14 protein-coding genes are annotated in these 18,924 nt (G+C 50.7%); 8 read left to right on the plus strand and 6 right to left on the minus strand.

Annotated elements, in window-relative coordinates:
* Positions 1–53 precede the first annotated feature (53 nt).
* A complete protein-coding gene (locus FH603_RS15130; protein ID WP_186738370.1) occupies positions 54–1,073 on the plus strand; it encodes a transglutaminase domain-containing protein in 1,020 nt (339 codons plus the stop codon).
* A 261-nt stretch (positions 1,074–1,334) separates the two neighbouring features.
* Here FH603_RS15130 and FH603_RS15135 read toward each other — a convergent pair whose 3' ends face one another.
* Together FH603_RS15135 and FH603_RS15140 are read right to left on the minus strand one after the other, a co-directional pair.
* Positions 1,335–3,359 (minus strand): hypothetical protein, encoded by a 2,025-nt coding sequence (locus FH603_RS15135; RefSeq protein ID WP_186738392.1) that lies wholly within the window; start codon positions 3,357–3,359, stop codon positions 1,335–1,337.
* A gap of 1,223 nt (positions 3,360–4,582) precedes the next feature.
* Positions 4,583–5,344, minus strand: a complete 762-nt coding sequence (locus FH603_RS15140; RefSeq protein ID WP_186738371.1) for an HpcH/HpaI aldolase family protein — start codon at positions 5,342–5,344, stop codon at positions 4,583–4,585.
* A gap of 117 nt (positions 5,345–5,461) precedes the next feature.
* Between FH603_RS15140 and FH603_RS15145 the strand changes: the two genes are divergently transcribed.
* Positions 5,462–5,650 carry a hypothetical protein gene (locus FH603_RS15145; protein ID WP_186738372.1) on the plus strand — a complete coding sequence of 63 codons (189 nt, stop codon included), beginning with the start codon at positions 5,462–5,464 and terminating at the stop codon, positions 5,648–5,650.
* 393 nt (positions 5,651–6,043) lie between these two features.
* Here FH603_RS15145 and FH603_RS15150 read toward each other — a convergent pair whose 3' ends face one another.
* Positions 6,044–6,946 carry a histone deacetylase family protein gene (locus tag FH603_RS15150; RefSeq protein ID WP_186738393.1) on the minus strand — a complete coding sequence of 301 codons (903 nt, stop codon included), beginning with the start codon at positions 6,944–6,946 and terminating at the stop codon, positions 6,044–6,046.
* Positions 6,947–7,069: 123 nt separating this feature from the next.
* Between FH603_RS15150 and FH603_RS15155 the strand changes: the two genes are divergently transcribed.
* The 3 genes from FH603_RS15155 to FH603_RS15165 all read left to right on the plus strand — a co-directional run bounded on the left by FH603_RS15155 (position 7,070) and on the right by FH603_RS15165 (position 8,786).
* Positions 7,070–7,819, plus strand: a complete 750-nt coding sequence (locus tag FH603_RS15155) for an SDR family oxidoreductase (RefSeq protein ID WP_186738373.1) — start codon at positions 7,070–7,072, stop codon at positions 7,817–7,819.
* A 152-nt stretch (positions 7,820–7,971) separates the two neighbouring features.
* Positions 7,972–8,412, plus strand: a complete 441-nt coding sequence (locus FH603_RS15160) for a hypothetical protein (protein WP_186738374.1) — start codon at positions 7,972–7,974, stop codon at positions 8,410–8,412.
* 38 nt (positions 8,413–8,450) lie between these two features.
* Positions 8,451–8,786 (plus strand): hypothetical protein, encoded by a 336-nt coding sequence (locus FH603_RS15165; RefSeq protein WP_186738375.1) that lies wholly within the window; start codon positions 8,451–8,453, stop codon positions 8,784–8,786.
* 113 nt (positions 8,787–8,899) lie between these two features.
* Here the strand turns inward: FH603_RS15165 and FH603_RS15170 are convergent, their stop codons facing one another.
* Together FH603_RS15170 and FH603_RS15175 are read right to left on the minus strand one after the other, a co-directional pair.
* The gene (locus tag FH603_RS15170) at positions 8,900–9,631 is read right to left on the minus strand and encodes a YciE/YciF ferroxidase family protein (protein WP_186738376.1); all 732 of its coding nucleotides are present in this window, start codon (positions 9,629–9,631) and stop codon (positions 8,900–8,902) included.
* A 774-nt stretch (positions 9,632–10,405) separates the two neighbouring features.
* On the minus strand, positions 10,406–14,101 hold the full coding sequence (locus tag FH603_RS15175; protein WP_186738377.1) for a PAS domain S-box protein: 3,696 nt from the start codon (positions 14,099–14,101) through the stop codon (positions 10,406–10,408).
* Positions 14,102–14,327: 226 nt separating this feature from the next.
* Here FH603_RS15175 and FH603_RS15180 point away from each other — a divergent pair, with 226 nt between their 5' ends.
* The 3 genes from FH603_RS15180 to FH603_RS28600 are packed head-to-tail and all read left to right on the plus strand — an operon-like array spanning position 14,328 to position 16,725.
* Positions 14,328–14,663 carry a PKD domain-containing protein gene (locus FH603_RS15180; RefSeq protein ID WP_186738378.1) on the plus strand — a complete coding sequence of 112 codons (336 nt, stop codon included), beginning with the start codon at positions 14,328–14,330 and terminating at the stop codon, positions 14,661–14,663.
* A gap of 37 nt (positions 14,664–14,700) precedes the next feature.
* A complete protein-coding gene (locus FH603_RS15185) occupies positions 14,701–15,729 on the plus strand; it encodes a hypothetical protein (RefSeq protein ID WP_186738379.1) in 1,029 nt (342 codons plus the stop codon).
* Between the two features lie 18 nt (positions 15,730–15,747).
* Entirely contained in the window at positions 15,748–16,725 is a 978-nt protein-coding gene (locus FH603_RS28600) for a hypothetical protein (protein WP_235985249.1), read from the plus strand.
* A 749-nt stretch (positions 16,726–17,474) separates the two neighbouring features.
* Here FH603_RS28600 and FH603_RS15195 read toward each other — a convergent pair.
* Positions 17,475–18,908 carry a WG repeat-containing protein gene (locus FH603_RS15195; RefSeq protein WP_186738380.1) on the minus strand — a complete coding sequence of 478 codons (1,434 nt, stop codon included), beginning with the start codon at positions 18,906–18,908 and terminating at the stop codon, positions 17,475–17,477.
* Positions 18,909–18,924 lie beyond the last annotated feature (16 nt).

Raw genomic sequence — 18,924 nt, forward strand, 5'->3', positions numbered from 1 at the left:
AGCAATAAAAGAATGTGCATCCGTGTTATGAATTCGTGAAACTGAATTGAGGAATGCGAAACTACATAATCCAACCAGCAATGACCCGGCCTGTATTGGCTCTTTTCTTTTTATTTTTGAGTGCTGCCTGGACACCATCGGTGCCTACTAGTCAGCAAATCCCCCGCCCGTCGAAGTACGTTGAAATCGACTATAGCGAGATCGATAAATATGCCCGCAGCACACCGGCATCAGCCGCTCGTTCGCTGACTACGCTCAGTGCTTATCTGACCTCCCCGGCCAAAACTGATCTGGCTAAAGCACGCGCCGTTTACGCCTGGATCACATCACATATCCGTTATGATGAACAGGCATTCAGTGGTCAAAAATATTCGTCTGAAGTAGAATACGCCACTCGGTCGTTACGAAGTCAAAGAGCGGTCTGTACGGGCTTCGCCCTCCTTTTCAAACACCTGTTGAAACCGGCAGGCATCGAGGTCGCCAATATAAAAGGATACGCCCGAACGTTCGACAGTGAAGCCGGGCACCCTATCCAGCGGGTCGATCACGAATGGAATGCCGTTCGTCTCGATGGCGACTGGTATTTGTTGGATATTGCCTGGGCTCAGACAACCGCCAAAGGGGGTAAGCCCAACGATTATTTCTTCCTTACCGAACCGGTTGAGTTTTCGGCCAACCATTTCCCGATCGACCCACGCTGGCAATTGCTGGATACGGCTGTCAGCAAAGCACAGTTCGATCAGTTCCCGAAGCTTTACGACGCTTATTTCCGACTTGGGTTCGATAACAACTTCCCTAAAAGCGGATTGATTCGCGCCAGCGATGCGCTGACTTTGACGTTAAGGAACGGGAAGGATGTTGAGTTTATGTGTGCCCTTGGTCGGGTCGGTGGTGCCGAGTCAACTACCGTTCCGGTAAGCGTTCAGCGTTCCGGCGAAACCTATCGGCTCACCATTGCCGTACCGCAACGCGGTAACTCGACTCTACTGTTGTTTGCCAAACCAAAAGGTGCCCAACCAGAACGGGTGAAGTCCTATGAAGGAATTGCTTCGTTTACCGTTATGAAAGGGTAATCACCAGCTACACCTTCCTTTCCTACGCGTTCCAGACCAGGCTTGTGATCCCGCGTCTGCGATCTGATCAATAGCAACGCCTTTCTAACGGTTGATGGCTAAAACCAACGGTAGTAGGTAAGGCTATTGTTAGATCATAGGTTTACTACGCATCCCTTTTGCATAAGTTTAACCTTATCTGCTCCTTGTTTCCTCTTTACTACATAAACACAAAAAAACCGGGAGCGTTGGCCCCCGGTTTTTTTGTGTTGTGTTGTTCGCTTATTCTACACCGAACAGTGCATCCGAACGGCGACCGCTGTTGCCAGCCCGACGACGGGTTGACTTCTTCTTAACGGGTGCTGGTGGAGCTAACAGTTTCGTGCGTTGAGCGTCTGTCAGGGGCTTCAGATCAGTGATCGAGTAGCTGTTGTCGCTAATCGTCGTGTTGAAGCTACCAACTTGCTGTTCAGGCTGACCGTTGCAAGGCAGTTTCGTAACGGTGAACACCGCGCGGAAGTACTGTACTTGTGGGCGAACCCGACGGCCTTTGAAGCGAATTGCGTTACCGCTTTCGATTTTAGCCTTCTCAGCCTGCAGTTGTTGAGCCAGACCACCTGGCAGATCGCGCAGGTTGAGGATAACCGTGTTCGTATCGAACTCGACCGTGCTCGTAGCCAAGCTACGGTTCAAGCCACGGTAGCGCAGACGGGTCGTCGTGTCGCCAACCGAAGTAATTGTACCGTTACAGTAGCAGACGTTAGCCACTTCACGCGTGTATGGAGTGCGGTAGTAAACTTCCAGACGCTCCAGTTTGTGACGATATTGGCAATCTGGGAGCACTTTCGCAGGACGAACACTAGAGAAACTGGTTGTTGCCACTTCACTCATACAGGTACCACACTTCGCTGTTTGCTGATTGTGAACCGTTACGTAATAGAAACCAGGCGTTATCTGACCGTTCGAGAAGAAAGCTGTTGGGAACGTCAGCGTCGTGTCTGTCGTGTTTTCCAACTGAGCAATTACCTGATCCGTGTTACCAGCAACTACTGAATCGGCACGGTAGTACAGACGAGCAGTAAAGGTTTCGTTCTTCGGATTCGGGGTCGTGCTCTTCCAGCTGATAACCGGAGCCGTTGCGCCCGTATTGACTGGAGCCGTCTGTTGTGCACTTGTGCTGTCAACGTAAGCCAGTGAAGCACCTTTGAGCGATGCGTTGTTAAACTGTACGTTCAACTGAGGAATCGAATCGCAGGTTGGGCAAACCGTTGGTGTTTTCGGGATCAGCTTCTTCTGAACAAATCCTTTCCGAACCGCCAGACCAGCGTTGAATCCACCGTGTTTACGCTTGAATTCATACAGTTGATCCTGCTGACCGTTGACAATGATGTAGTTCAACTGGGTATAGAAACCCTGTGCCTGTACACCAATGTTCCAGTTGTTGCGCAAGGGAAAGAAAACACCCAGCGACAACAGACCACCTGGATGATAAAGGCTGGCGCTAGGATTAACCGACCGAATCAACGCGCCACCTGTTACCAGCGAACCGGTTGGTGCAATAGTACCCTGCGACGGGATGAAGGCGGCAATTGTAGCTGCTTCCGTACGGAACAGGCCACCACGAAGGCCTAATTCGATGAACGTGCTGGCATCCGGATTGCGACGGCTACGGGCCAGTGTGAACTGAACAACCGGTCCAACAGTCAGGAACATATCTTCCGAAGCACGCTGTTTGATTGTTACCTGATCGCGACCTACGCTCGGTGTGCGGGCTGCGGCCAGGCCGTACAGGTAGTTCCGGTAATCACCACGTGTAACGTAGTTCTGATAACCAAACGCTGTTCCCAAACCGAAACGAAGGCGACGGGTAGCAGGCGTCAGATAATAATCGACGTTACCTGTGATGTTGAAACCAGCTCCGTTATAAAGCGTATTGTCACGACGGGTTGGTCCAAACGTATTTTCCCAGGTTCCGCAATATGCAAAGTTAGGGCCAGCATACAAACCGATACGCCACGGAGAAAGGCGACGGACCAGAATAAACGTCTGGAAGGTTGTGTCGCAGTCATCAAGCTCAGCTACATCGCTGGCTTGGGCTTTGAACTCGTCCCGGCGTAGTGTGTCGGTGTAAACCCCTTTGCCCAGGCGATAAATCTTTTCACGTGGGTCTTCTCTTCTTGTTGTAGTCGAGGTGCCTTGTTGAACTGGGGAAGTTTGTTGAACTGTGGCCGATCGGACCGTGTCAGCTTGTTGAGCAAAGCTAACGGAGGGCATTGCAAAACCTAGCAACACGAGTCCAGCCAGCATCCGTGCGGGGTGTTGTTGGATAAATGTTCGCATATTTATTGAGTTAATTTTGACGCAATGTTTCTAACTAAACTGTAATTCTCCCAAACGCATCTCCGGAAACTTAGGGAACGGTCAATCCACCATTTCGGTGTTTTTTTTCACTTCCTTAGTCAACCGTCTATGCTATAGGATTCTGTGAGTGCTTCCGGGTTGGAATGGTGGCGTTTTTTTAATCCACTATTTTTTCGGGCTTCATCACGAACGTAGCGCAGATTCGTACTAAAAAGGGCTTTTTCTGCACAAAAGCGATAAGCTAGCTCCCTACTCTTTTGAGCTATCGGCTCTGGCATATCGCTTATTAGACCCTCTGATTCTCATTTTTTTTGCAATGTTAACGGCGATTTGCAAAAGTCCTGCTATCTCATTGAGATTTTTTTGTGACTCATTGCCCCGCAACAGAGACTATACAGCATTCCATGCATGTGTCTTGCCCGATAGGCGGTCGATCGGAACAGCCGTCAGTGTGCTGCCACCATCATACCGATTATCTGCCTTCATCATAGTTTGTAATTTCATTTGGCTTCAAATGCTTGCCAATGATAGTGATTAAACAGGGATATAAAAATTATTGTTATCTACGTTAACTTCACGGATAACCCATTCCTGTACGCTACATCCCGTTTTAGTATTCTTTCTATCAATTGGCTTTTTTATCAGGACTGTAGCAGCCGTTCAGTTTTTGTAATTGCTACGCAAAAAACGAGCCATAGAAGGTGCAGTAATTTGCTGACTTTCTTTGCCTGTGTCGTTTTGTGATTGCATCATCTACAGTTGTTATCCTGATACGGTCTCTTGGTTGGATTGGCTGCCTTCAAAGTGCCTGTCGACAACGCGCTAACTCCGCCAACACAGTCATTGTTCTATTTATCATCTGTCCAGCCACTCCCTTACAGGATGATGTTCCCAGAAAAAGTAGGCCCTATCACTGAAAACGATACAATATAAAACTAAAAATCAACCAATTAACCTATATTGGATAGATTGATAACTAAGAGCAAAGTTTTTTCAAAAGCGTTTAAACTTGTTAAACGACCCGCCAATTTCAGACTATACGTGAAAAGCAGTCCAAAGCAGGGTGTGACTCTTATTGGCTATTCGAGAGTGACCTCAGGCATGCTATATATTGACGAAGTAACTTCCAATTTGTAACGGCCAGCCGGAAACTTCTGCCAACAACGGGTTTAAGACCGACCTTTCATAAAATCCCCGGCGGCCGATTTGAGCAGACCTGCAAATGAGTTGAGGCAGAATAAGACGCCCCGCTCCACCAATACTTTGGCTTGATCTCCGGTGGCAGCTGTTGTACCAACAATGAGTCCGGCTTTTTTTATTTTCTCAACCACGCTCCCAATTGTTTTCTTTACTTCGTCATGGCCGGGACCATCGTAATAACCCATACTCATGGCCAAGTCGCGAGGGCTGATCACAAAACCATCAATACCAGCTACCACCAGAATCTCATCCAGGTTCTCTACGGCTTCTTTATCCTCGATCTGTGGCAATACCAAAAGCTGTTCGTTGGCAAACTGTACGTACTCACTCTGACTCATAGTTCCCTGTAGGTAATCAGCCGACCGGACAGGCCCCAAACTACGCGACCCCATCGGCGGGTACATCACAGCCTGCACCAAGGCGTCCGTATCATCGGCGGTTTTTATACCCGGCATCATCAAACCCATTACGCCCGCATCCAGAAACTGGGAAATCAACTTTGGATCGTTGCTGCGCACGCGAGCCAGGGGGGTGATACCACTTACTTCACAGGCACGCACGATATCCTGAACCTGAGCGGTCGTGACAGCACTGTGTTCGCCATCGATCATGTAAAAATCCAGTCCCGAGAAACCGCACAACTCAGCTACGGTTGGATCAGTACTGTTTGAAATGATACCTAAAACGGGCTGATTGTTTAAAAGACGGGTTTTTATAATATTCTGCTTCATGCCATGGGTTGTAAGCAGGCAGTTAGTAGTAACGCTCTGCAATGAGGTGGTAAGATTGTTGATTGAACAGGAAAAAGCAAATAACCCTTACTAGTTGTCCATCAGGACGAAACGTAAATGCCTTATTCTACTCATTTTAACAGATCGAATTACCAAAAGTCTTGCGCTTACAAACGAAAGGATTCCCGTGGGTTTGTCTGGGCCTGGAGCCTGAATCGCTTCGATAGAGCGCACTTCAGTAATTACCGCTTCGATGAGCCAGACACGACAACCATTGGCAAAGGAGAGATTCAGGCTATCGGATAAACGCCCAATGGCGCTTTATGGGCCGGTACCCGAAGAATGCCGGAGTCACTATGTCTGACGGAGTGATTCGTTCAGGCCTATATACGCCCTCGACAACGAGGGTAAACGGCTACCTTTTCAGGAAGGATACTGAAGCTAAACTACCGTGTTAGTCACCGAACCCGTATCGACTCATCGGCAAAACCCAAATTTAGAATCGCCAACGAGTGGATTAAGCATCAGACCGACCGGATTTGTTTTTGAGTCATTTACGACCGGTGCCCTGACAAGAACCAACGAGGTACCTGCGCTTGCTTACCGTTTCCCACAAAAACAATAGAAGTCCAGCCACTCCTGGTCCGCCTGGCCAGTTTAACCGTGCATACAGATAGCCTCGACACTTGATGTCGACGATCAGAAAAACAGGCTGTTCGCTATCCGGAACGTGTTACAATGGGCTTCGACAATATCGGTCAGGCGGGGGGAGTAGCCTCCCCCCATCGACACGACAATAGGTAAGCCGCGCTGGATAGCCTGCTCAAACACGAACGTATCGCGCTGCCTGCAACCCTCCCGGCTAACACTCAGCTTTCCTAGTCTATCGGAAGAAAGAATATCGACACCAGACACAAAAAATAGAAAATCGGGCTGGACGCGGTCAATCAATCCGGGCAATACATCATACAGTTTGTTCAGGTAAAGATCATCCTCTGCGCCTGTCGGCAGTTCCACGTCAATATCTGACTGCTCTTTTTTGAGTGGGTAGTTGTCTTTCCCGTGCATACTGAACGTAAACACGCGTGGCTCATGCTGAAACATAACAGCCGTGCCGTTTCCCTGATGTACGTCAAGATCGACCACCAGCATCTGTTTCGACTGGCCGGTTTCGAGCAGATAATGAGCCGCTACCCCCACATCGTTCAGAATACAGAAGCCTTCACCCCGATCGGGAAAGGCGTGATGCGTTCCTCCGGCTATGTTCATGGCCACCCCGTCGCGCCGGGCTTTTGATGTACAATCGATCGTACCCTGCGTGATTATCCACTCCCGTTCAATGAGATCAGGCGTTAGCGGAAACCCGATCCGGCGTACCATCTTCGGGTCAACGGTCATCGCTTTCAGATCCTGTACATACGAAGCCGTATGCACGCCCAATACATAGCGATCATCGACGGGAGCAGGAGCAAAGAAGTTGGCATCAGTGCAGGTGCCTTCGTAAAGCAACTGCTCATGAATCAACTCATATTTTAGCATTGGAAACCGGTGGCCTTCCGGCAACCGGAGCCGATAAACCGGCGAAAAAGCAATCTGGAGCATGTAACGGTTCGGGCGTTTCAAGGGCGTCCCGTTCGATAAGGATTCGAGATTAGGTAACCCACGGATGAGGGCTTGTGTTACCAAACCCTGTAGTTTGTGGTTGGAACGCTTTATCCAGTATACATGAAAACAGCCATTATCACCGGCGGAGGGCAAGGCATCGGCCGCGTTACAACTCAGTATTTATTGACTCACGGTTACCGAGTGGCCATTTGGGAGGCCGATACCGACGCGCTTGCCGAATTGCGTGAAGCCTTCAAGGCATCGTCGGCCCAGATTCTATTTGTTTCCTGCGATGTCTCGCACGAGGCCAATGTTCGCAAGGCTGCCGAGCAAACGATCAGCCATTTCGGGCAGATCGATGCGCTCATCAATAACGCTGCCGTTATGATCGAGAAATCACTCGATAAGCTTACGCTGGAAGAATGGAACCGGGTTATCGGCACCAACCTGACAGGGGCTTTCCTGTGTGCCAAACATACCGCCCCTTACATTGCAGCCCAGAAGGGTACGATCATCAACATGTGTTCGACCCGCGCATTTCAGTCAGAACCGGATACCTTCGCTTATTCAGCCAGCAAAGGTGGCCTGTTAGCCCTCACCCATTCACTGGCCGTTAGTCTGGGACCCGATGTTCGTGTCAATTCTATCAGCCCTGGCTGGATCGATGTGTCGGCTCTACGAAAGAAAGCGAAAGCCAAGCCCGATGACCTCCGGCCCGAAGACCATACCCAGCACCCGGCGGGTCGTGTTGGACAGGCTGACGACATTGCCCGCATGATCCTCTTCCTGATTGCTCCCGAAAACGGGTTCATTACGGGCCAAAACTTTACCGTCGACGGGGGTATGACGGCTAAAATGATCTATGTCTAACGGCTTCTATCTCTGAATATAGCAGTGGACTTGCTGGCGAATACGGTTCCGGCTCGGGCGCATTCGCCAACAAGTCCACAACGGTGCAAACATCAGCCTTCCTTGTCGGGTTTAATACCTACATAGTTTAATTCTACCCTACTTCATCATTTATGAACATAGAACTTGCTACTTCTTTTGAAACGGCACCAGTAGAAGTGCTTGACCTACAGGTATCGACCCGTCGAACAATGGGCCGTTCCCTGTTATCGCTGCGTTTCCTGTGCCACACTGACCGGTATGACCGTCATCTTCATATACCTATGCTGACGTGGTTTGATGCCAGCAGGCTGCAACAGTTTTCGCAGACATTAGCTACGACCCAGCATCCGGAAACGTGTGAGGCAGACCTTATCGATGCAGGATTACGGCTGAATGGATCGGTTCGCCGACTGGCGGGACGGTGGACAACCGGGCGCACCATCCGGGTAGAACCTCTACCCTCGGCCGATCACCAGTTTTCGCCCTTTACCATCCATGCCTCACACCTCGACGTAAAAACGTATGCCGCCAAACTTTACAATCAGCTCTGGGAAGTATTTACCAGAGGCTAACCCAAGATCTTGAAACGACAACGCTAAAACTCAACCGTATGGAAAGCCCAAATCAGGATGCAATGCTCAATGAACAATCGAAGACGTTTAGTCCCGATACCGGTGGCGTTATACAAGCCCCCGACCAGAATACGATGCTAAACGAAGAATACAATCCAACCGACCTCTCTGGCAACGCAAACACATTGCCAACTACACTGACTGATGAGGAGGAAGCGGCAATGGGTAGTGATGGTAGTGGAATGGCTTCAGGTAGTCCTAATATGGAACCTGACACCCTCAACTACGGAAACGGCGATACCCTTGGTAATAACGACGGAACTGAATCAGACCCTGAACAGGTCGATCCAGCCTTTGACTCCGGATCGAACTAGTTCTAGCATAAATTCGAACGTTCCTTTACAAAACAGGCACCACTTCTTAAAGGTGGTGCCTGTTTTGTAAAGGAACGTTCGAAATAAGTTGGATCTTAAGCAGTTCAGGTCGTTTATATACCCAGCGTACCACCTGTTGTGGCATCGTTGCTGCCCGTTTGGGTACCACTATAAGACTGTCCTGACTGGTAAGTCGATTGACCCGTGCTGCTCCGATCAGCGTAACGGGTGCCGTCGGCGTTCACGGTGGAATCGTTGAATGAATTCTGGTTCATGTTGTCAGAGCCCATATCGCCTGACTCGTCGCTAGCCCGATCATTGATGAACGACTCAGCTAACTGCGTCAGTTTGCGGTCTGTATTTTTCTCTTCTTCCAGTGTTTGCTGTAACAGGCGGGCAACTTCCGTATGACCCATTACCCGCGCCAGTGTAACAACTGAACCATAAGAAGCAATCTCGTGATGCTCCACTTTCTGAGCAGCAATGATCAGCCCGGCATCGCGGGTAAGCGAATCAGACTCAGTAGCCGAAATAATAGTTTCTGCGTCGTCGGCTAAACCGTCGATAGCGGCACATGCACCCTCGTCTGCATCCAGACCCAGGCTTTGGAACACCTGTTCGAGCCGCATTACCTGACCACGGGTTTCTTCCTGATGCTGTAAGAGAGCGTTACGTACTTCATCGGTCGTTGCCGCATCTGCCTGTGTTCCCAACGCGTCAATTGCTTGTCTTTCCGCGTAGTAAATGTTCTTTAACTCCGTCACAAATAAGCCATGCAAGCCTTCACGTGTGTCCGTATCGGTTCCACCAAAAAAGTTTGCGATGCGCTCTCCGAAAGTTGCCATAATCGTATCGTTTTAAAGTTAGTTGTTGAGTTTACACATCTTATTAACTAAAACCATGCCACCTGCTGATCCTGTGAATGTTAGCTTATAGAGATAATTAATTGTGTTTATTTTTTTCTACAATTTTAGTAGAGTATTCCCCTTTCGATACCGATGCCAGTGCTACACGGTCTACCCATAATTTAATGATTTGATCATATAACCTTTCTTTCTTCATCAGTGACCGGTGAAAAGACCCAAATTTAGCACTCGTTTCAGTGAGTATATACGTCACAGAATCAACTAGATAGATCTAGCTGTAATTGATTTGTCCCAGCCTATTACGCCCGACTAAGAGACCGCAAATCGATCAGGCACCAGCACCCGCGTACCCATTGCTGCCTCCAGAAACGTGAAAATAGGTGAGTTAACGACCACCTCCCTTGTACTCTGATTGCTCCGAATCGTGCTCCGGAAGGTTAATCGGTCTGCAGCTGTATGTCCCGATCGCAGGCCCACATCAGCACCAGCGACGCAATCAGTACACGTATTCCTTGCGAACTTACCAGACTGCGTTTCATACGAAATAAAAACGGGTTTCAACTTTTATTGCGCGTTACTGGCAGTATCCCACAAGCTTTTCTGTGTTTTTCATTACTTCTATTTTCGGATCAAACTCATTTATCATAACCGCTTGACTATCAACAAAAGCTCTCTTATTAAACAGTTAAAGGAGCCGGAATGAATCTTCGAATTAGATCCACCCGGCTCCTTTAACTGTTCTTCTTTCCTGAATTATTCCGTATGCCAGGCCGTCAAAAAAGCATTGAAGGCTGCTTTTAACGCTTGCAGGGCGTCTGATAAGCCACTGGTGTCAGCCACTTTAAGTTTGCCTTCAGCCACACGGGCGATATCGGCCATTCGAGCCACGCCAATTGTTCCTGCGCTTCCCTTTAGCGTATGCAAATGGCTTTTCACCGTCGGGATATCGCCAAGCTCATATGCACTGATTGCGCCGTTTACCAACTCAGTCGCTTCGGTTACGAACTCCTCCATGATACTGTCTACCAATTCCTGGCCTCCAATATCACGCAGTTGCCCGACGATTTCGGCATCGATGATCGGCAACAAAGGCTCGGGTGCCGCAGCCACCGGCTTAGGCTTTTCTTGAGCGGGTATTTTGGCCTGCCGGGCATCTACCAGTTCTTTTACTTTGGCAACCAGACTTTGTGCCCGGATTGGCTTGGCAATGTAGTCATCCAGCCCCTGGCTGATAAACCGTTCCCGATCTTCACGCATTGAATAAGCCGTCATGGCCACAATAGTGGGCAGTGCCTTCCCAAACTCGGTGCGCAGATGACCCGTCGTCTCAACGCCATCCATGTCGGGCATCTGGATATCCATAAAAATAACATCGAACGTGTTGTTTGCCCCGGACTCTGTTGGTAGCATGGCGCTGCGTACTTTCTCGATGGCCTCATGGCCACTGGCGGCTGTTGTTACCAGACAACCAGCCTTACGCAGAATTTCACTGGCCACTTTACGGTTCACCGCATTGTCGTCCACCAGCAGCACGGCCGGGTGATAGGTGCTGAAGAAATTGGCCAGCGATATCTCAGCTACTTCGGTGCCTTGCTGGGTTGGACTGATAGCCGTTTCTTTCAGTTCGACCGTAAACCAGAACGTACTACCCTGCCCCACTACTGATTCTACGCCGATATCGCCCTTCATAAGGGTAGCCAGTTCTTTCGATATGGCCAGCCCCAGTCCGGTACCCCCGAACGATTTTCTCGATGATGTATCGACCTGACTGAAGGAATTGAAAAGCAGGTCTATGTTTTCGGGCGAGATACCTATGCCCGAGTCTTTTACGGCGACTCTGATCATGTTAAACTTACCCCGTTTACCAATGAGGGTAGCCTCTACCCGTACCGCACCGTTCTCCGTGAACTTGATGGCGTTGGAGGTCAGGTTAGACAGTACCTGCAACAACCTGGTCTGATCGGCAATGACGAAGGTGGGCAGGTCGGGACCCAGATGATAGGTCAGGGTGTTGTTTTTGGAATTAGCCTGCTGACCAAAGAGCGCAATGAGCTTCTCAAATATTTCCTGAAACGCCACTGGCGACTCGTGCAACGCCATTTTACCCGCTTCAATCTTGGAGAGATCCAGAATATCGTTCAGAATATTGAGCAGCGTTTCCGACGATCGTTTGATGGTTCTGACATAGTCGCGCTGTTCGGTGTCGAGTGCCGTATCGTTGAGCAGGTCGATCATACCGATAACGCCGTTCATAGGCGTCCGGATCTCGTGGCTCATATTGGCCAGAAACCGCTCTTTCACCTTCAGGGAGCGTTCCGCTTCGTCTTTAGCCTTCACCAGCTCTGCCGACTGCTTTTTCAGTTCGGTGATGTCGCGGGCCAGCACCGCTACTACCGGATCGCCGTCAGGTCCCTCGCTCAGTAGCAGCATATTGAACATAAACTGTCGCTCAGACCCGTCTTTCCGGCGCATACTCACTTCGAAGTTACGTAAACTGCGACTGCGCCCGAGCCGGACCATGGCCCGGTGGATCTGCTTCTTGTTCATGAAGTATTGCATCACATCCTGGCCCAGTACTTCGTCCGGGGTGTAACCCATTCGTTTGAACACCGACGGGCTGATCATCGTAACCCGCCCCTGACGGTCCACACGCGCGTAGATATCCTGAAGGTTTTCAAAGATACCCCGGAATTTCTCCTCACTTTGTCGGGTGGCAATTTCGGCGCGTTTGCGGTTGGTAATATCGCGGGCAATTCCAGATACTTCTTCGATCAGGCCACCCGACAGCAGAATTGGGTTCAGCTGAAAATCGAGCCAGGTATCCGTCTCTGACACCTGGTCGCCTTCGATACGTAATTCGAAGTTCTGAGGAACACCCCGAAACGCCATGCGGTATCTGTCTTCCAGCAATTTTCGGCTCTCGGCGCCAACCATCCGCCACCCCAATGACTGGGCACTGCCATTGATCGTGGGCGTCCGGCCCACTTTACGCTCCAGCAGGCGTGTGTAATTTTTATTGAACGAGGTAAGTTGCAGCGCTTTGTTCACCGACCAGATCAGGTAGGTGCTGCTGTCGAACATCGCATTTAAACGGGCGTTCTGCTTATCCAGCGCAGCTTCGTCCTGTTTTCGGGCAATGGCCAGCGCCACCTGTCCCGAAATGAACTCCAGCAGTTCCAGATCGCGGGGACCGTAGGTACGGGCGTCGTCGTATGATTTAACACCGATGATACCGGTAATCTCATCCCCGATACGGAGCGGGGCCGTTAACATCACCTGCGGCTGAAGCTGTCCGTAGAGATCGATGTGGTGCTGCTCGGCCAGCTGACGAATGTCTTTTTCGTATAAGAACAGCGGCTTGTTGGCCTGAATGGTGTATTCAGTCAGGCCGTTGCCAAGTTTACGTTTGGTAAACCGCATGTTGCCGCCAAAGTATTCATCGACATAGTACGGAAACGATAGGTAGGATTTGCTGGAGTCGTAGAGAGCGATGAAAAAGTTACGGGCATCGATGATGTTGCCTAACTCGTCGTGAATTTTATGGTACAACTCGTCCAGATTAGGCGTATTGATTGTCCAGTTCGCAATGCTATAGTACAGTTTCTGCGATTTTTCGGCACGCACTTTGCCAGTCGTGTCGTGGAGAATACAGCGAAAGGCTGTTGGTCGTCCGTTATCGAAGCGGCAGTTGACACTGCCCGACAAAAAAATGGTTTTGCCGGATTTACTTCGAAATACCGTTTCGATGTAAGGCAGGTTGGCCCCGGCCTGAATGCGTTTGAGCAACGACAACGTACTGTTGGCGTAGTCAGGATGTAACACATCGCGCAGATTCAGGGAGGCAATTTCGTCGGAGCTATAGCCCAGCACCTCGCGCCAGGCCCGGTTCACAAACATGAATTTGCCGTCGAGGTTAAGGAGCTGGATCAGGTCGGAGGTGTTGTCGACAAGGTCCTGCAATTGCGCATTGGTGTTGGACAATGCCGAAGCCACCCGCCGTTTGTTGGTAACGTCTTCGCCGATAATCGTAAACGACGACACTTCCAGACCCGACCCATTCAGAATAAAGGAGTTGAGCTGAACGTTACGTGTGGCCCCACTTCGAGCCAGCATGTTAATTTCTTTTTGCTCGGGGAAACCCCCTTTAACCAGGGCCTCGTCAAATTCAAACTCAAGCCGGGCCCGGTCAGAAGCCGGGATAAAAATATCGAAGAAGTTCTTGCCAACGATATCGCCCGGCTGCCAGGCCGTTACCCGGTAGGTATAGGGATTGACGTAACTAAGCGTACCGTCACGCTCAATAGTAACGCCAATGAGGTTGAGTTGATCAACAGTTTGACGGGCGTCGAAGGCAGGTTGCGGGTCAGAAGTCGCCACCTCATCGCGTTCGTTGCGCAGCCGCTTAATTTCGGCTACTAATTCATCTTTGGTTTTGGCAGACCAGCGCATACTAACAGTGGATAAATCCCTATTCTGTTCAGAAGGGCCAGATCAACAGATCCAGCCACAACAGACGATTCAACTATAATGAAAACAATTAAATTTACGAAAAATGCTGGTTCTCTACACCCCAACGTTGGTGGTTATACAAAATAAGCGCTCCGGCCCATCACTTCAACGAATTATCATTCGCCGTATACGTACTTTGTGCTTTATTAAGTTTCCTTTTGTAATCATGCGACAATGTTTTGTTTACTGCCTGTTGCTCCTGGCCCTGACTGCCTGTGAACCTTTCGACCTGACCCAGAAAAACTTCCCCGCCTGCATCGAACCCCGCGCTGACATCGGCGTCGTCGTCGATCGGCTGGACGTGACGCTCTTTCTGGACAATCCACAGGGTGATATTGGTTCGGTAGGCTGGGACCCCGGCGATGGCAAAGGCAAGAATCGGGTGGGAGCCCGGGTGACCTATAACTATGATCGGCCAGGCACCTATACCGTCTCGATGATTCTCGTCAACTCCTGCGACGATACATTCACTAAAACTGCCCAGATCACCGTAACCAATTAACCGACTCTCGCTTTGTGCGATCCCTCACCGATACCTTATGCGTTTACTTTTATTTCTTTGTTTCAGCTTATTACTCGCTATGCCCGGTCAGGCACAGGAACGCGTCCGTAACATTCGAATCCGCGTTGCCGACTCGTCGCAGCTCGAAATCCGGTATGACCTGATCAACACCCGGCCGGGTGACTCGGTTTATTTCGAAGTCAGAAGCCGGCTGCGTGGATTGCTGCGCATTTTACCGGAATTTGTACGGGGTGATGTGAATACCGGTGTGGTAGCCGGCTCCGACCGGCGTATCGTCTGGAATGCGCTGGCCAATGGGTATTCGCTGAACGAAGAAATCCGGGCGACGGTGCTGGTCAAAACGTCCACCATAGCGGCATTCTCGGCGGCTGAGCCAGTAGCCACGGCTCAGCCTGTAACTAACCAACCGCCACCGGCAGTTGCTGATCAGCCCAGAAACGCGGACGACGTAGCGGTTAAACCCGTTCCCGCCGAAACCCGCCCTACCCCGTCCAACCCGCCTGCCCCCGTTGCCCAGTCCCCTACTCGCTCTTCCGAGCCGCCACTACAACCGAAGACTACTACCGTCCCGCAAACTGAACCAGAGGGAGTTTCCATCGATCCGGGCACATCGTCAACGACGCGTTATGCCGGACCTGCCTGGGCCCTTTTGTCGGTGATAGCTCCGGGAGTCGGCAATATTTTCGTACAGACTCCTAAACCCAGAATTGGCTTCCGGCCATTAGTAACGGTGGGTTTCTACGGGTTGCTGGTATATGGTTTGCAGGAAAGGCAAAAGTCGCGGGATGTATATGCGGTGTACGAAACACAAAAAAACGCCGAGGCCGGTGCACCTTTTTACCAAACCGCCAACAGTCACCATCACAGGTATTTTTTAGCTACCCGGGGAGCCCTTGTTGTAGCGGCTGCCGATGTTATTCTGACCTTTTTTAAAGGAATTCGTAACGGAAAAGAACAAGCCGCCAACGGGTCACCGCAATCGGTAACGCTTCGTCCGGGCCTGCAAGCGGGTCAGCCCACGGCGGTTCTACGGTACTCATTTTGAACTGATCTTTAGTCAAACATGCGCCCCTATATTCTAATCTCCTCCTTCCTACTCCTGTCTGTCAACAGCCTTGCCCAGTTGGCAGAACCTACCCAGCGCACTGGCCGAGCCAAGCCGACAATTTACTCGGCATCCAGCGGCTGGCAAAAAGTAACATTCAAGCCAACGCCCCTGATACGCCCGGCCCCGGTAGCCTCAGCAGCACCTGAACGCCGGGCGCAACCCTTTTCGGTACCATCCCAGCCAGAGAATGAGACACGTGTACAAACGAGTCCTGCTCCGGCCCGTCAGCCCGTATCGAAGCCCGTCAACAGTTCGGCTAGAGCACAGGTGCCCCCCACATCGGTACCCGTTCCCCAACCAGATGTTGTTGCGGAGTCTGTTCCAGCGCCACGCCGGATAGCCTCTGCTCCGAACGAAGTAGGGTACCGACCTGCGTTCACGGGTGACTTCGCCACCAACCGCAACGGCTGGAAAGCAGGTAACAAAGGCGACTATAACTACCAGGTTGGGCTCGGCAAATACAACATCCGCAAGCGCAATGAGAGCACGACGAAAGCTGCCTTCAGCTACGTTTCGCTTCCCACCGAAATCAACCTGAATATCGCCGAAACATTCACCATTAAAGTCGACGTCCTGGCCGATTCAGGCCAGGTGCCAACGGGCGGCATCCTGTTCGGTGTGGCCGACTCGCTGAATTACTGTTCGTTTTCCCTGAACAGCCTGGGTGAGGTCTCGATTAAGCGGGTGGTAAATGGTGAAACTTTCGGCGATTATATGCCCGGCGATTATTTTAAAGCGGGTGTTCCGCTGGAAAAGAACCGCGACCGGCTCATGATCCGGCGGATAGGTGACGCGCTTCACTTTTACATCAATGAATGGGAAGTTCGCAGTAGCCCGTATCCGTTCAGAATGCTTTCCGGTACGGGTATCGGCCTGACTACAACGGCTTACTGGACATCGTTTCAAAAACTGACGGTAACGCTGGGCTTGTAATCACTAGCAGTTTCATTCGACCGTCAGGTCATTTTTAATCTGACAGACAATCATTTCACTAAGTTTGCCGTTACAAAACGCACAGTTTCTATTCGTCACGTTCAGAAACGATACCCTACCAATTAACCCAATTTATTATGTCTAAAAGTCAGGACTCAAAGAAGAGCACAAAGAAAGAACCGGCGAAGACGCCAAAGGAAAAAAAAGACGAAAAGAAAGCTAAAAAAGCAAAGAAAGACTAGCAAAAAAAGCATAAAGTCGTAGGGTCATATAGTAGACAACTGGTTTCTGTCTGCTATACGACCCTACGACTTTATGGACCAAATTCTACCGGAAAATCCTGTTAGTATGAAGGTAACGGCTATCCAGCGTCAGTTATCGGTTGAGGGTATCTTTTTTGGCACCCTCCAGCGGTATCGATACCCCGAAAGCTCTTGGATCGCTGGGAGGACTCGTTCTTCTGCGTTTCTTTCCCTTCCGCTGAGGAACTGGCTCCATATTCGGATTAGGTGATGATTGCAGTAACGTACCCGGACCGGACATGGGCGTATCTATACCCGGTATTTGTACAGCCGGTTGTGGTGAGAGTCTCGAGCTCCGCGTTGAATCGGACTGAGCAAGACAAAAGGAGGCATACAGGCTAAAGACGGAGGCAATTAAAACCGAGCGTATCATATCCAGCGCATTTGTTGAGTAAAGTGGTGTTCCACTAACACATCAACTCTCTTTTATGCATCGCGGTTTGCCACTCATTTTCGAATCTGTTCTCCCTCCCGGTTTATGGTCATAAGCTGACCATTCAAAAAGACAGCGGCAGTGTTGCCACGAAACGGCGTGACAGCCTCATATTCAGGCTCAATTACCCATTCGTCCGCTGCGTTTATGTATCCCCAACGTCCTTTGCTGCGGGCACGTCGCCAGCCGCGTTCATCGGTTCCCAGTTCAACTTTATCGTACGGTTTATCACCAAACGATTCTTCATACTTACCGATACGGGCGTCGGCAGGTGTCGATGGTTTGGCTACGGGCACTTCAGGAGCCTTGGCAACCGGCGCAGCTTTCTCCTCCGGCAACACATCGACAACCGCGTTTTTTTCCTCTCTCTGTTTAACACGCTCCGAAGCAAGTGGCTCATCTACGATCTTTTCTGACTTGGGGGCAGGTATATCGGTGGCTATATCTTCATCTTTATTGCGCTGCCGACGCTTCGGACTTTCGTTCGATGCTTTTCGCCGGGTGGTCTGCTCCGTTTGCCGATCAGACTTCCGGTTGGGCTCGGGCGTTTGGTTATTGTTTCGGATAAACCAATAGATCAGGGCTAACAAGGCCAGCGCAAACAATACGCCATATAAACCGCTGTTGTCCCGGGGAATAACCTCTACCCGGACCGTGCTTAACGGATTATCGTTAGCATCGAACAACGTGTAATCAGCGGTTTTTGATGGCTTTATCCAACCCCTGTTCTTGGGCGACAAACCTTCACCAAGATCGTCGATGGTCACAGCCAGCAGGTTTTCAACCTCCCACTCCAGGGTTACAGAATCACCCTTGCGAATGCGGGCCGGAGTAGCTGTAAACGAACGAACAACAGGTGGCGGGCCAGCCAGCGGAACCGGTTCGACATAAACAGGCGGTGGTGGCGGCACATAAACCGGTGGCTTGGGCGGTTCGGGAGCGGGTGCTTCAACAGTGGGTTTGAGCGGCACATCTACCGGTACTGGCCTGACCGGCTGATCATCGCTTTCAAGCAAATCGCTGAAGCGATCGGATTCATCGACGGGGCGGTTGACCGGGGCCGGTGGTTCAACGGGGGGGGCGGTTACGGGGGCTGGGGGCGACTTTACCGGACTGATCCGGCTTAACTCGGCAGGTACCCATTTGTTGCGAACGAAGTCGGGCGACAGGTTCAACGAACGGGCCGCGTTCACAATCTGGTTCAGGTCCTGATCGATGAGGTGACTGCGGGAAGGCTGCGCCAGCCGGGCAATACGGACCTGAATATTCTGGAATAAAATACTGTTGTTGTTAACCTCCTGACTTATCTCATTAGCCCGTTTCAAGGCAATTTCGAGCGGCCACCCGGCTGCCTGAGCATCCTGAAGATAGCCGTTGCTACGCCAGGCATCGGGGCCGTTGAGCACGATGGCTTCGCGGAGTCGGTCGATCAGTTCGGTTTCGGTCATCGATAAAGGGGCGTGT

It is taken from the genome of Spirosoma utsteinense, from assembly GCF_014282275.1.
In the GTDB taxonomy this organism is placed as follows: domain Bacteria; phylum Bacteroidota; class Bacteroidia; order Cytophagales; family Spirosomataceae; genus Spirosoma; species Spirosoma utsteinense.